The organism is Brachybacterium sp. YJGR34 (assembly GCF_003347015.1).
Lineage (GTDB): Bacteria > Actinomycetota > Actinomycetes > Actinomycetales > Dermabacteraceae > Brachybacterium.
Genome location: NZ_PNFB01000006.1, coordinates 28,260 through 42,065, shown reverse-complemented (window position 1 = coordinate 42,065; position 13,806 = coordinate 28,260). Strand labels below are relative to the sequence as shown.

Here is a 13,806-nt window from a genome sequence, read left to right as displayed (position 1 = left end):
GGTGCGTGGGGGCGGTCAGTGCGCCAGGATCTTCCCGAGGAAGCTCTTGGCACGGTCGTGCTGCGGGTCGGTGAAGAACGACTCGGGGTCGGTGTCCTCCAGGACCCGCCCTTCGTCCATGAAGATCACGCGGTCCCCGGCCTGGCGGGCGAAGCCCATCTCGTGGGTGACCACGAGCATGGTCATGCCCTCCTCCGCCAGCTGAACCATGACGTCCAGGACCTCCTGGACCATCTCGGGGTCCAGGGCGGAGGTCGGCTCGTCGAACAGCATGACCTTCGGCCTCATGGCCAGGGCTCTGGCGATGGCCACTCGCTGCTGCTGCCCGCCGGAGAGCTCGGCCGGCAGCTTCTTGGCCTGCTCGGCCACACCGACACGCTCCAGCAGGGTCATGGCCTCCTTCACCGCCTGGGCCTTCTTCACTCCCCTGACCTTGATGGGCCCGACCGTGACGTTCTCCAGGACCGACTTGTGGGCGAAGAGGTTGAAGGACTGGAACACCATGCCGACGTCCGCGCGCAGGGCGGCCAGCGCCTTGCCCTCCTCGGGCAGCACCGTGCCGTCGATGCTGATGCGGCCCCCGTCGTCGATCGTCTCGAGCCGGTTGATGGTCCGGCACAGGGTCGACTTGCCCGAGCCCGAGGGGCCGATCACGATCGCCACCTGCCGTTCGGGGATGGTCAGGGTGATGTCGGTGAGTGCCTGGAATGCGCCGAAGTGCTTGTTCACGTCCACCAGCTCGACGAGCGGACGCCTCGGGGCCGAGGGCCCCGCTGCGCGCCCATCCGACCACGGTGTGATCTGCGTCATACCATAGAGACTATATGGTGCGCGACGTCCCACCCGGTCGTCAGGGCACCTTGATCAAATCGTTGCCTGCTCGGCCGCCGCGGAGCCCGACGCCGGAGAGGACGCGCTGACCGGCATCCGCGCCTCCTGTGGGATCAGGATCCGCGTGGCCTTCTGCCGCCACCGGCAGCCTGCTGCATCCTCGCCGCCACCGCCGTCACCCGCGCTCTGAGCTCGTCGGGCTCCTCGATCCGCACCTCACAGTCCAGCGCCGCGATCACCGACGGCAGCCAGTCGAGGCTCTCGGCGTGGATCTCCGCCCGGTGCCAGGGAGGACCACCCTCCCCCACCCCGTCGTCTCCGGTCTCCGAGCGCTCGAGCCGGGCGACGCTCCGTGGCAGTTGAGCGCGGATGCGGTCCTCGGTCGCCCGGAGATGGAGCACGACGTGCCACCGATAGTCCGCTGCGGCGAATCCGTCGAGCAGGCGTCCTGCCGCATCCGGCCGTCGGGGCGCGGTGAAGGTCTCGCGCACGGACCGAGCGGTGCGGATCCTGTCGACCCGGAACGTCCGCTCCTCCTGCCGGCCGGTGTCGAAGGCGACCAGGTACCACCGATCCTCGTGCGCGATCAGGTCATACGGGTGGACGGTGCGCCGGGATGGCACGCCCTCGCCGGTGGCATAGCGCAGGTCGAGGACGCGCCGATGCTCGACGGCCTCCGCCAGGGTCAGCATCAACGCGGGGTCGGGGACCCCGGGTCCGCGCGGGGAGGAGTGCGTCATCACCCCGAGCAGGGCCTCGATCCTCTCGGCATCGGCGGCCGGCAGCGCTCGGGTGATCTTGGCGAGGGCGGTCTGCGCGGCGATGCCCGGCTCGCGGGACGCCTCCTGCGCGCGGGCGAGACCCAGGAAGACGGCGACCACTTCCTCGGGGGTGAACATGAGCGGGAGGACATGCCGACCGGGCGCGAGCCGATATCCGCCGTAGCGCCCGCGCCGGGTCTCGACGGGCAGGCCCAGATCGACCAGTCGCGCCACGTCCCGGCGAATCGTCCGCTCGTCGACACCGAGGCGATCGGCGAGCTCGGGGACGGTGCGCTGGTGCGCGGACTGCAGCAGCTCGAGCAGCTGCCGTGCCCGCGCGGTGGTGTCGGCCATGTGGTCGATCCTCCCAGCCATACCGGACAGTTCCCGCCCGGTATTGCTCATAGCGTGGCGTGGACGGCCGCGTTCGGCGGCCACCTCCCGCTCACCTCTCCGAAGGAGCCCACCATGCAGCTCGCGGCCACCCGCATCATCACCGACGACGTCGACGCCCTCGTCGCCTTCTACGAAGCAGCCACCGGCATCACGGCCCAGCGGCTCCACCCGATGTTCGCCGAGCTCCGCACCCCCTCCGGAACTCTCGCCATCGCCAGCTCCGCCACGGTGCCGCTGCTCGGGGACGGCGCCGCCGAGGCGCACGCGAATCGCAGCGTCACCCTGGACTTCCTGGTCGACGACGTCGATGCGACCTACGAGGCGCTCCTGAACGTCGTCGACGTGTTCGTCAATCAGCCGACGGACATGCCGTGGGGAAACCGCTCGCTGTTGGTCCGGGACCCGGACGGCACCCTGCTCAACTTCTTCACGCCGATCAGCGGAGAGGCTCGGCAGCGCTTCGGAGACGATCAGCCCTCGTAGAACCGGCCGCGGGTCGGCTCACACGGCGACCCTGGACTCCACCGCGTCGTCACGGCGCTCGACGTCATCGACGCATGCCTGGATCAGCGCCAGCTCCTCTCCTTGACCCTCCGCGACCCGTCCGCTCCATCGGCGTCTGCCAGCGCTCACAGCGGCGAACAGGTTGAAGCCCGGCCCCTGCCCCCCGTGTCCGAGAACCGTCACCGGCTGCCCCTTGGTCATGACCCCGAGGCCATAACCGGCAGAGGGCGACAGCGGATGGGCATCCGGAGCGCCGACGGCGACCGACTGCATCATCAGGCGCGGGATGTCGTCGCCGAGCTCGCCACGCATGACGGCCGCGATCCCGCGCGCCGCCTCGTCGGGCTCAACAGCGAAGGTCCCGGTGAAGACCCATCCCGGATCGTAGGCGCGAAGGTCGTCGCCGATCGACTGGTGCGTGCAGGCGATCCAGTCGCCCCGGGACGCGAAAGGGAACGCCTCCACTCCCAGCGGCTCCAGAACTCGACGGGAGATGGCGGTGAAGAAATCCGCGGATTCCTCGCGCTCCAGAGCGAGACGCAGCAGGGCGAAGCCGATATTGGAGTACCGGAACCGGCCGGCACGATCAACGACCGCTCCGTCGAGAACGCGGTCGATCTCCCACGCGTCCTCGTGCGCGTCGACCGCGGCACGGTAGTCCGCCCATCCGAAATAGTCGTTGAGGCCCGAGGTGTGGTTCAGCAGGGCCCGCACCGCCACCGAGCGAAGGGCCTCCGGCAGATCAGGTACCAGCTCACCGATCTGACCCTCGACGTCGAAGGAGCGAAGCACCGCGACTGCCGTGTAGGCCTTGGCGATGCTGTACACGGGGACAACGCTCATCTTCTGCTCCTGGAGGTGAGATCTCGAACGCGGGTTCCAACCGCGTCGCCGCGGGTGACAACGCTTCAGAGCGGACCCAGTACGCGCTTCGGGTCGGCATCGAGGGCAAGCGTATCGAGCACGACGAGCAGCTGCCGCTCCTCGTATCGGAAGTGGTTCTCCATGATCGCCGAGATGCCCTCGAGGTGCCGCGCCAGCTCCTCTGGCGATGATCTCGCGTCGACGGCGGCCTGCAACCCGTTCACCAGGTGCGAGATCATCGAGTGATCCTGCTTCAGCATGCGCAGCGTCTCGCGCAGCTCGGGATGCTCGGCGGCGATCGCGGGGAACATGTCCCGATCCTCGCCCTCATGATGACCCGTGAGGGCGCTGCAGAATCCGTGGCAGAACAACAGCAGGTCACGGCTCGCCACCTGCTCGGAATCGCCGCGAGCGACCGCCTCCCGCGTCATCGCCAGTGCCTCACGCAAGCGCGCATGCACGCGACGCAGCTCGTCGCTCCAGGCCACCAGCCTGGTCTTCTCGCCCTCAGCCACACGAGGGCGAAGGGAAGGACGTCATCATCGTCCATCTCCTTCGAGTCCCACGCCTCCATGCCTGACACGGACTGCCACCGACACGCGACGCTGAGTGCACAGTAGCGCGCTCACCGGGCCCCGGGGAAGTGCTCGATTCACACGTTGAAGCGGAACTCCACCACGTTCGGAGACGGACCATGATGCCCATCTCTCAGAGTCCCCACCGCGAGCGTTTTCGCAGGTCAGCTTAGCTTCCGTTCGTAATGTTGAATCGGAACGCGACTCGTCAAACGATGCCGATTACAGTTCCGATCTAACGTGATGACTCAGCATTCCTGTGTCGCTCGGTGACAGACCCCGCCCCTGGCATCGCGCAGGGACCTCGACGTCTCGACCGCTCCAACACCTAGGCTTCGGAAGCCGGCCGCGCCTCGGGCACAGCAGTCCAAGGTGCACACGAAGGGATTCGCCTACCTGGTCGAGTACTTCTGTTCCTATCCTTGACACCCAGGGCAATCGGAACTGGGGAAGGACGGTCAGCATGGCATCGAACTCGCCTCAACGGCGTCGTGCGGGTCTGCACCCGGCGCTCTCGATGCGTCAGGGATTCGCCCTCCTCGAGGAATCGGGCTCCGTGCGCAACCTACTCCGCGCGACGGTCGAGGCGATCCGGGAGATGCGCTACGTACACATCGACGGCGACTCGGTCTTCACTCAAGGCAGCATTGGGGTCGAGAAGGCGATGAAGGTCGTGCTTGGATGCAAGGCGGTCGACGATGCTGGCGCTTGGCCCACGAAGTCGGAACTCATCGGATGGGGCCACGACATCGAGAAATTGAACGCACGCCTTCTGGAGGCGATCGACGACGGGATCGAGCGCACGACGGCCAGTGGATACTCCGCTCAACTCGCGGCGCACCTCAAGCAGAGCACCGTCATCCCGCTCGTCTTCGCCACGTTCGCCCGGTACGGGAGGTCCGGACGCTTCCACCACCTGGACATTCTGGCGACCGATCAGCCCGGCGAACTCGACCAGCCGTCCGAGTACTGGGAGCGGGTCGAGCTGCACGTCAGGGAGACACGGCAGGAGTTCCACGAGGTCCCGTTCGGCGACAACGCCGCACTCGACGACTACGAGAAGAGGCTCCGCGGCTTCGTCGCAGATGAGTTGGACGCCTGGTGGTTCTGCGTTCACCGACTCGGTGTCCAGGGGTGCTTCGGCGAACTGGGCAAGAAGATCGGCTGGGAGATCTGGGAGCATGGACGCCCCGTGCCGAGCATCGTTAAGGCGTAGTCGCGATTCCTCTTTCGCCCCGGGGTCCGTCGGTCTGAATGGGAGAATCGTTCCATGCCGGATCTCTCGCCTCCAGATGACTCGGACGCCAGGGCGTCCGCGCTCGACACGACCGTTCTTCCGCTCGGCGAGCGTGCGCTGCGAGGGATCCTCGACCACGTGATCGCCGTCGGGGACGAGGCAGAGGCGACCTACCTCGAAATCAAGAGCCCACTCGACGTGAGCAGCAAGGCGACCGCCGCCAAGATCGCAAAGTTCCTCCTGGGGGCTGCCAATCGTCGCCCGCATGAAGCCGCGCGGCACTTCCACGGTTACGCGGTTCTAGTGATCGGCGCGCAGAAGGCGAGTGCTCCCGGAGTGCCGCGCGGCACCGAGGCCCACGAGCTCGAGGACCGCCTCCGCCCCTACCTCGGGCCGCAGTTCCCGGCCTTCGAGTTCGGCCGGATCGGAGTCGGCTCCGACCAAGAGGTTCTTTTCGTCATCGCCCAGCCGCCGGAGGACGGGCAGTCGATCTACCCTTGCCACAAGAGCTACCAGGGCGACGACCGCCGCGACAGCCTCGAGGACGGCGCGATCTATGTTCGAGGCACCAGCAACACCCGCCCGGCCCGCGCCGGCGAGGTACTGGCGCTCGTGGAGCGGGCCCGGGGCGGTGGAAAGCCGCCGATCGAACTTGGAGTGGACATCCTTGGCTCGATCGGGCGCGTCGATCGCGTCGACGAGGTGCTGGAGCGCCTGTATGACTTCGCGGAGGAAGAGTTCGCCGAGCGCGAGGAACCAGCGCAGAGCGCTTTCGCATCGACATCGGCGCTCCTGGCGTCAAGCATCCTGGCCGGAGGACGACCGCCGACGCCGGAGGAACGAGCGGAGCGCCTGCAGTCGTGGCGGAGCGAGAGGTCCGTCAACATCGAGCAGGGGCGGGAACACCTCATCGGCGTCGGTCTGCCTGGCGTGGGAATCAGGGTCGTCAGTCGCGACCGGTTCGTCGCGAAACCCCACCTCATCCTGACCTTCCATGATTGCGAGGCCGTGGAGTACCTCGAGCCTGACGACGCGGACTACGAGAAGCTGGTCGAACCCATCGTGCGACGGCAGGAGCTCTTCGGCATCGGCTTCGCCCACGACGCCCTCCGGATCACGCCACGCGAGTACCCCGTTTCGTGGAGCAACCGCGACGGCGATGCCGAAGTCGTGCTCACGCCGGAGTCGTTCCGGCCGAATGCTCCGTGGACGAGCGACCAGGACGATTACGTGATCCTTGCGAAGGACCCGCAGGCGGCGTCGATCTCCGTGACGTGGGTGCTGACCGAGGACGGCAGTGATGCGGTCACCCGGGGCGAGCTCCAGGTCACCACAGCCGATCTGGTGGACGCTGCTGACCTGTTCAAAGCCGCGTTCTTTCCAGAGGAGTAACGGCTTCTTCGCGGGTCGCCGAGCAGAGCACGACGAAGTCCCGACGTTCGACGCGGTAGAGCTGAACCAGTCGCCCAGTTGATTTCGACCAGCACGCAGGCACGGATCGGGCCCACCTCGAGCGGGAGCGGCCGGATGTTTTGAGGGGTTCATCCGATCTGGCGCGCGGGTCTACTCGTCTCCATCAGTCGGGTGCCGGGCGACGTAGTCCGCGAACAGCTCGGGGTCCGAGTACGGCATGACGGCCCAGTGCAGGTCTTCGGCCGAGTCAATCATCGAGGCATCGCGTGCGTCCTGCTGGCGGGTGTGGTCCTCGATCAGGTGCATCTGCACCACCTTGGCAGTGCGCCGGATGGCGTTCGCGATGTCGTCGGCCGTGATGGCGAGGGGGCTGTTGATGCTCTCCCCTTCCCGGTCCACGTAGAAGCCCGCCTGCTTGTCGAGGTTGCGCTGCTTGGCAGTGGCCGTGAATGTCTCCAGGTCGGGACGCTCGTAGTACTCCATCCGCCGGTCCAGGCTCCAGAATCCGGCAAGCCCCGAGGCGAACTGCTCGGCCACCTGCAGCTTCTCCGCGTGCGGCCGTCGAGTGGAGCTCAGCCCCTCCGGCACTGTGACGTCGCCGGCTGGTCGCCGCTCGAGGCCGAAGAGGCCGAGCGGAGCCGTCCACTCGTGCTCGGCCGTCTCGTACAGCCAGCGCGCCTTGGCGAGCTCCTCCATGGCCAGCACGATCAGCGACTGCGCCCGGCCGGGGCTGTCATGGGACGCGAGGAGCGCCGCATCCTCGACCAACGAGACCGTGTTCGCCATCAGGAACTTCCACCACCTCCGTGCGAAGTCGGCCGTGATGGTCTCCGATTCCTTCTCGCTCTTCGCCATGATCCAAGTATCGGCGGCGGCGCGTGTACAGGTTCATACAGCGACGTCGTGACGGCGGCGATCCCGCCTCACTCAGGGAGGCAGGCGGTCGATCTTCACCCGCCCGACCGGATCATGAGCCTTTCGCAGCGTCCGTCATGGCGGTGATCTCCGCGACCCGACCGTCGGTTCGCCCTTGCATCACAATCTCCGCGGAGGCGGGTGAGCGCCCTGCGAACCAGCGACAGGTCGGTCATGGCTCTCAGGGCGCTCACCGTGGATAGCCTCTGTCAGGCAGCGGCTCCAGTCGGTTCCGCAGCCGCGACCGGTGCCGCAGCCTTGGGCAGGCGGAGGAAGATCGCGAGGAGGACGGCCGCTGCAATAGCGATGGCGGCGTTGACGCCGATGGCGAACTGCAGGCCCGGGAGCAGAGTGGCGGCGACGACGCCGGTCGCGAGGGCCGACATGACAGGGGTGCCGAGCGCGATGCCGACCTGTTGGCTCATCGTCACCAGCCCGGTCGCCAGGCCCTGCTGGTCAGCGGGGACACCGGAGGTGGAGGCGACGACGTAGCCGACGATCGCGACGAGGTTCGCGACCCCGCCGATGAAGGTGAGGGCCAGCAGCGGGATCAGCCAGTCGCGGCTGTCTCCGGCGAACGCGAGCGGTGCCGTCGCGGCGGCCTGGACGACCAGTCCGGCGACGATGGCGGTCTTGGCGCTGGTCCTGCCGATGACCTTCGGTGCGACGAGTCCGCCGAGGACGGTGCCGATGCCGAGCACGCCGAGGGCCAGCCCGGCGGCGATGGCGGAGTAGCCGAGGATCTGCTGCAGGTAGAGGGTCAGGAGGAACACCAGTGAGGTGAACGTGCCGAAGGCCAGCACGCCGGCGGTGTTCCCCCAGCCGATGTTGCGGCGCTTGAGCAGGCCCGGTGCGACGAGGGGCTCGGCGACGCGGCTCTCGATCTTGAAGAAGACCGCGAACAGGATCAGCGCGGCGAGGATCGGGCCCCAGGTTCCGGGGTGGGTCCAGCCGTTGTGGCCGGCGGTGTCGATGCCGAACACGAGGGCGACGAGCGCGATGGTGATGGTGATGGCCCCGGGCACGTCGAGCTTGGGCCGGGGTCCGCGGGCCGGTTCGCGCAGCACGAACGGGGCGATGACGATGACGGCGAGGGCGACGACGACGTTGATGAAGAACGCCCATCGCCAGGACACTGCGCCGGTGAGCAGTCCGCCGAGGACGGCTCCGGATGTGAAGCCGGCGGCCATGAGGGCTCCGTTGAGGCCGAGCGCGCGGGAGCGTGCCGGTCCTTCGGGGAACATGGTGGTCATCAGCGACAGGGCGGCGGGGGTGACCATTGCGGTCGCGATGCCCTGACCCACGCGAGCGGTGAGCAGCAGGGCCGGCTCGGTGGCGAGGCCGCCTGCCAGGGAGGAGACGCCGAGCAGGACGATGCCGATCATGAACAGGCGCTTGCGGCCGAACAGGTCGGCCACGCGGCCGAAGAACAGGGTGAAGCCGGCCGCGCACAGCGCGAAGGACGTCACGATCCACTGCAGGGCGGAGGTGGCGAATCCGAGCTCGCTGCCAATGTGCGGCAGGGCGACGTTGAGGATCGAGAAGTCCACCGCGAGGGTGAAGTTCGCCGTGAGCAGGACGGCCATCGCGATCTTCTGAGCGGTGGTGAAGCGATCGGCGCGTGGAGGCGCGGTCGTGGCTGATGGGGGCGGTGATGTGTCGATTTCGGTCATGCCATCCAGCCTCGGCCGCCGCGGAGCGGGCAGCCAGATCCCCAGCTTGCGGGGTCTGCGGTTGCCTAGCACTGACAGGGTCAGGCTCCGTCTGGCCGGGTACGAGACAATGGATGGCATGGCCGTTCCACAGTCCCTCGACACCGATGGCCCAGTCACCGAGCTGGGCGAGTTCTTGCGCTCGCGCCGCGACCGCATCACCCCGGACGAGGCCGGCGTCAACAGCTACGGCCGCCGGCGGGTGCCCGGCCTCCGTCGTGAGGAATTGGCACAGTTGGCCGGGGTGTCGGTGACGTACTTGACCCGGCTCGAGCAGGGCCAGTCGCAGAACGCGTCCGACGCGATCATCGATGCTCTCGCGCGCGCCCTGCAGCTCGACGACGACGAGCGCGCTCATCTGTACGCACTGGCGCGCCCCGCCCCGATGAAGCGGCCGCAGGCGTCGAAGCCGGAGGTGGCCAAGCCCGGTGCGGAGCAGCTGCTGCACTCGATGGGCGACGTGCCCGCGGTGCTGCTGGGCCGGTTCAACGACATCCTCGCCTGGAATCGCGCCGGTCACCTCCTGCTCGCCGGGCATCTCGACTACGACGCGCCCTCGTGGGTGGAGGATCGTCCGAACCAGATGAAGCTGCTGTTCCTCGACGAGCACACCCGCGACCTCTACGTCGACTGGGCCGACGAAGCGGCGCTTGCGGTCGCGTCCCTGCGGTACGTCGCGGCGCAGTTCGCCGACGACCTGCGCCTGGCCGAGCTCGTCGGAGAGCTGAGCATGAACAGTCCCGAGTTCGCCCGTCTCTGGGCCGGCCACGACGTCCGGCTCTGCACCAGCGGGGCGAAGAGGTTCCGTCACCCCGAAGTCGGGGAACTCGAGCTCGGATACGAGGTGCTGCACCTGCCCGAAGGCAACGGGCAGCGCATCCTCACCCACACCGCCGAGCCCGGCAGCGCCTCCTTCGCAGCGCTGCGGCTGCTCACCTCGGCGTCCTGACCGGCGAAAGAACGACCGTCGCGAGGGGCAATCAGCGTCCGACCACGTCCTCGGTGGAAACCACGGTGGCGAACTCACCATCCAGATTGGCAGCGGTCATCGCGGCGATGGTGTCGGCGGAGAACATCGATCCGTCCGGTGCCGGGCGGTCGAAGGTGTGCGTCGCATCGATGACGAAGGACGTGTCGTAACCGAGGTTTCCGGCCACCCGGGCTGTCGTCTCGCAGCAGTGGTTCGTCGTGATCCCGCAGATGACGACCTGTCCGATGGCTTCTCCACGCAGCCAGTCGTGCAAGTCGGGAGAGCCGTGGAAGCTCGAGTTCACGCTCTTGCTGACCAGCAGATCCGGTTCCCCTGTGATGACGTCCTTGAACTCGTTCCCTGGCGTCCCCACTGCGAGCGGTGACTGTCTATTCGTGGAGTCGTGTCGCACGAAGACGACGGGCCACGCGTTGAGTCGCCAGAATGCGAGCAGTCGAGCGATGTTGCTCTCGCATCCGGCGTTGTTCCGTGGCCCCCAGTAGTCCGGGTCGGCGAAGCCACGCTGCACGTCGATGACGATCAGGGCCGGGCGTCGGAACAGTTTCATTTCTCTCCATTCGTGCTCTCGGCGCGGCCCGCGAACTCTTGGGCAAGGAGTCGGTAAGAGTCGTACCGGTCGGCAGGGTCGCTGGTAAGGGTGTTGATCATGATCTCGTCGGCACGGTGAACCCGACCGAGATCCATAAGTGTGCGGTGCACGTCATCGGGTGTTCCCGCGATGATCGCGTGGGAACGGGCCTTCGCGCGGGTGCGTTCCTGATCGCTCCACTCGTGCCTCGCCGCGGTCTTGGCGGACGAGATCGGGCCGTCGTGGCCGAGGTCCTTGCGGGCCCGCCACAGCAGCGTCGCGTCAGCCAGTTCCTGCGCCCGCTGCGCGGTCTCGGCGGTGATGACCCGCACCGCGAGCACGGTGTGCGGCCGGTGGCCGTGCTCCCCCGCCCTGGTCCGATAGGCGGCCGTCGCTGCTTCCCCGCCGCGGGGGACGAAGAAGTGCCCGTGCGCGTACCCCGCGCCGACGGCTCCGGCCAGGGGCGCGGCGGACCCTCCGGCCCCGAGCACCCAGACCCGTCCCGCCGGTTCACCCGGTACCGAGTCGTGCCGGGTGCCGAGCGTGCGGACGAGCGCAGCGATCTTCTCGCCGTAGGCGGGGTCGTCCAGCGCGGCGCGGCCCACGCCGGAGTCGACCCTGTCGCCGTGCACGCTGGTAAGCAGGCCCATGACCTCGGCGACCTTCTCCGCCGGGTACAGCGGAAGCAGGACGCCGCCCGTCCCGATCCGGATCTGCTGCGTTCGTTCCAGGGCGAGGGCGGTCATCATCTCGGGGGCGGTGCTCGCGAACGAGGCGGAGCGGTGATGCTCGGCGTACCAGATGCGGTGGTAGCCGAGCTCTTCCGCCTCCACTGCAAGTCTCAGACCGCTCTCGATGGCCTTGTCGGCAGGCGTGTGCTCGGTGATCGGGACCTGGTCGAGGATCGATAGCCTCACGCCGAAGCCCTTTCATCTGCGGGGTGGAGGGCGGGGATGATGCGCCAGTCGCCGCCGACCTGGAACACGAGGTTGTGGATGTCGGCACCGGCAATCGTGCGCAACACGGGCACCAGTTCAGAGGCATGCCCGGGTGCTGCGACGTTGAGCGGCCACTCGCCGATGGTCGCGCCGCGCAGGTGCGGGTGGTGGAACCCAGCTCCGTAGGTGGCGATGAGGCTGATCGGGGCGAGGTTCGCGGCGCGCTGCTCGGGCCAGGCCAGCAGCCAGGACGCGATGAGTCCGCCGCGCTGATCGCGGTGCAGGCCGGTGGCGTCGATCCTGCCAGTGCCGACCAGGAGGTGCTCGTTGAACTCGCCGAGCACCTGCCGGGCCGGCGCGTCGAGCAGCTGGACGGCCCCGGCGAAGGCGGTCTCCTTGCCGGTGCGGGTGACGTGGCCGAAGTGGTTGCCGTCGCGCAGGTCGATGAAGTGCCGGGTCAGCGCCTCGAGCGGTGCAGGAGGTGTGGTGGTCATGAGAGGTTCCTTTCGGGAGTTTCGATTGATGACTCATCGAGGGTCAGCTCGGACAGGACGTCAGCCACCGCTGGCAGGACTCGACTGCGAGGGCTGAGCAGGTCGGCGTGCTCGACGCCGGGCAGCATCCGCAGGCCAGTGGGCACGCCGTCGTCGCGAAGGCGGTCGGCGTAGGCGGTCACGTCGTCGCGCACCGGGTCGTCGCCGCCGACGATCAAGAACACCGGGGCCAGCCCCGCAAGGTTCCGAGCCTCCAGCGGGGTGGGCAGGATTGCCGGATCGCCGGGACCGTCGAGCCAGAGCCGCCACGCCGTCCGCAAGTCGCTCTTGTTCGGGAACGCGTCAGGCTCGCAGCGATAGGAGGGGCGGGCGCAGACGGGATCGAGCGGCGGGTACGCCAGCACCTGGACCGGTACTCGCTCGCCGGTGTCGCGTCGGGCGAGCGCGGCGGAGGCGGCGATGGTCCCTCCGGCACTGTCGCCCCCGATAGCGACAAGCACCCCGCCAGCTCGGGCTTCAGCCCAGTCGAGGCCTGCGAGCACGTCGAGCACCGCGGCCGGGAACCGGTGCTCGGGGGCGAGGCGGTACTCGACTGAGACGACCGCCCATCCCGAGCGTGCGGCGAGAGCTGAGGTGATCGGTGCCCAGGCCGCTGCGGATCCGTGCTGCCAGGAGCCGCCGTGCACCCAGACGATCCAGCCCTGCGGCTCGGGTGGGCGGTGGACGAGGAGCGGTACCCGTGCGCCGCCGGATGCGGCGGCGCTCCCGAGCGTCGTCTCGAGGGCGGTGATCATGGTCATCGCTTCCGGTCAGATCTGGCGCAGCGCGCCGCCGTCGACCGACCACTCCGCGCCGGTCACCTGCCCGGCCCTTGGCGAGAGCAGGTAAGTGATTACCCCGGCGACGTCTTCGGGCCGGCCGATCCTGCCGGAGGGCAGGCGGCGCTCCTCACGGATGAAACGGTCGACCGCCGTGTCAGGGTCGGTGCCGAAGCGCTCGGCGAGCTGGTCGGCGAACCCGCCGGGCGCGTCGAACAAGGCGGTCCGGGTGGGGCCGGGCGAGACGACGTTGGAGCGGATGCCCGCCGGGCCGAGCTCGATCGACAGCGACTTCGACAGCGACAGCACCGCCGCCTTGGACGAGGCGTAGGCGGCCATCGTCGGGTCGGGCATCCGTGCGGCCTCGCTGCCCAGGTGAACGATGCTGCCACCGGTGGCCTTCATGGCGGGGATGACCGCGCGCGCGAGCCGTGCCGGGGCGAGCACGTTGACCTCGAACGTCGCCCGCCACAGCTCGTCCCCGATGTCGCAGAAGGAGTCCCTCGTGTCGAACAGGGCGGCGCTGTTGACCAACCCGTCGATGCGCCCGTACCGCTCGAGCGTCTCGGAGACCGGTCGGTCGGCGGACTGCGGGTCGCTCAGGTCCGCGGCGATGAAGTGCGCGGAGCCCGGCAGCACTCCGTGCGCCGGGTCGTTGCGGGCGACCACGACAACGTGCGCTCTTTCCGCGGCGAGCTCGTGAGCGGTGGCGCGGCCGATGCCGCTGGTACCGCCGGTGATGATGACGACCTTGCCGTCGAGTTCGAGATTCATTAGAGAGCCTTCCTG

15 protein-coding genes are annotated in these 13,806 nt (G+C 68.3%); 4 read left to right on the top strand and 11 right to left on the bottom strand.

All coding sequences use genetic code 11. The features are described from left to right. Window positions 1-15: 15 nt before the first annotated feature. Window positions 16-810, bottom strand: a complete 795-nt coding sequence (locus CXH06_RS07550; RefSeq protein ID WP_114854566.1) for an amino acid ABC transporter ATP-binding protein — start codon at window positions 808-810, stop codon at window positions 16-18. Between the two features lie 134 nt (window positions 811-944). Next, window positions 945-1,946, bottom strand: a complete 1,002-nt coding sequence (locus CXH06_RS07545) for a YafY family protein (protein ID WP_114854565.1) — start codon at window positions 1,944-1,946, stop codon at window positions 945-947. A 114-nt stretch (window positions 1,947-2,060) separates the two neighbouring features. Here CXH06_RS07545 and CXH06_RS07540 point away from each other — a divergent pair, with 114 nt between their 5' ends. Beyond that, the gene (locus CXH06_RS07540) at window positions 2,061-2,471 is read left to right on the top strand and encodes a glyoxalase/bleomycin resistance/extradiol dioxygenase family protein (RefSeq protein ID WP_114854564.1); all 411 of its coding nucleotides are present in this window, start codon (window positions 2,061-2,063) and stop codon (window positions 2,469-2,471) included. Between the two features lie 18 nt (window positions 2,472-2,489). Here CXH06_RS07540 and CXH06_RS07535 read toward each other — a convergent pair whose 3' ends face one another. Together CXH06_RS07535 and CXH06_RS07530 are read right to left on the bottom strand one after the other, a co-directional pair. Continuing rightward, window positions 2,490-3,335, bottom strand: a complete 846-nt coding sequence (locus CXH06_RS07535; protein ID WP_114854563.1) for a serine hydrolase — start codon at window positions 3,333-3,335, stop codon at window positions 2,490-2,492. 65 nt (window positions 3,336-3,400) lie between these two features. After that, window positions 3,401-3,871 carry a hemerythrin domain-containing protein gene (locus CXH06_RS07530; protein WP_114854562.1) on the bottom strand — a complete coding sequence of 157 codons (471 nt, stop codon included), beginning with the start codon at window positions 3,869-3,871 and terminating at the stop codon, window positions 3,401-3,403. 523 nt (window positions 3,872-4,394) lie between these two features. Here CXH06_RS07530 and CXH06_RS07525 point away from each other — a divergent pair. Both CXH06_RS07525 and CXH06_RS07520 read left to right on the top strand, forming a co-directional pair. After that, window positions 4,395-5,147 carry a hypothetical protein gene (locus CXH06_RS07525; protein WP_114854561.1) on the top strand — a complete coding sequence of 251 codons (753 nt, stop codon included), beginning with the start codon at window positions 4,395-4,397 and terminating at the stop codon, window positions 5,145-5,147. 54 nt (window positions 5,148-5,201) lie between these two features. Continuing rightward, window positions 5,202-6,560: a hypothetical protein gene (locus CXH06_RS07520; RefSeq protein ID WP_114854560.1), complete on the top strand. Its 1,359-nt coding sequence runs from the start codon at window positions 5,202-5,204 to the stop codon at window positions 6,558-6,560. Window positions 6,561-6,731: 171 nt separating this feature from the next. Here CXH06_RS07520 and CXH06_RS07515 read toward each other — a convergent pair whose 3' ends face one another. Together CXH06_RS07515 and CXH06_RS07510 are read right to left on the bottom strand one after the other, a co-directional pair. After that, a complete protein-coding gene (locus CXH06_RS07515) occupies window positions 6,732-7,436 on the bottom strand; it encodes an AbiV family abortive infection protein (protein ID WP_114854559.1) in 705 nt (234 codons plus the stop codon). 269 nt (window positions 7,437-7,705) lie between these two features. Continuing rightward, the gene (locus CXH06_RS07510; protein ID WP_114854558.1) at window positions 7,706-9,169 is read right to left on the bottom strand and encodes an MFS transporter; all 1,464 of its coding nucleotides are present in this window, start codon (window positions 9,167-9,169) and stop codon (window positions 7,706-7,708) included. A 109-nt stretch (window positions 9,170-9,278) separates the two neighbouring features. Here CXH06_RS07510 and CXH06_RS07505 point away from each other — a divergent pair, with 109 nt between their 5' ends. Beyond that, window positions 9,279-10,157, top strand: coding sequence for a helix-turn-helix transcriptional regulator (locus tag CXH06_RS07505; RefSeq protein WP_232820256.1), 879 nt, complete (start codon window positions 9,279-9,281; stop codon window positions 10,155-10,157). A 31-nt stretch (window positions 10,158-10,188) separates the two neighbouring features. On the opposite strand, the gene CXH06_RS07500 is transcribed toward CXH06_RS07505, so the two are convergent. From CXH06_RS07500 to CXH06_RS07480, 5 genes are read right to left on the bottom strand one after another with little or no spacing between them, the layout of a single operon-like run. Next, window positions 10,189-10,746, bottom strand: a complete 558-nt coding sequence (locus tag CXH06_RS07500; RefSeq protein ID WP_114854556.1) for a cysteine hydrolase family protein — start codon at window positions 10,744-10,746, stop codon at window positions 10,189-10,191. After that, window positions 10,743-11,684, bottom strand: coding sequence for an MsnO8 family LLM class oxidoreductase (locus tag CXH06_RS07495; protein WP_114854555.1), 942 nt, complete (start codon window positions 11,682-11,684; stop codon window positions 10,743-10,745). The genes CXH06_RS07500 and CXH06_RS07495 overlap by 4 nt, the downstream gene beginning before the upstream one ends. Beyond that, window positions 11,681-12,199 (bottom strand): hypothetical protein, encoded by a 519-nt coding sequence (locus CXH06_RS07490; RefSeq protein WP_114854554.1) that lies wholly within the window; start codon window positions 12,197-12,199, stop codon window positions 11,681-11,683. The genes CXH06_RS07495 and CXH06_RS07490 overlap by 4 nt, the downstream gene beginning before the upstream one ends. Further along, entirely contained in the window at window positions 12,196-12,999 is an 804-nt protein-coding gene (locus CXH06_RS07485) for an alpha/beta hydrolase (RefSeq protein ID WP_114854553.1), read from the bottom strand. Before CXH06_RS07485 ends, CXH06_RS07490 begins: the two co-directional genes overlap by 4 nt. A 9-nt stretch (window positions 13,000-13,008) precedes the next feature. Further along, complete coding sequence (locus tag CXH06_RS07480) at window positions 13,009-13,791, bottom strand: SDR family NAD(P)-dependent oxidoreductase (protein ID WP_114854552.1); 783 nt, start codon at window positions 13,789-13,791, stop codon at window positions 13,009-13,011. Window positions 13,792-13,806: the final 15 nt, after the last annotated feature.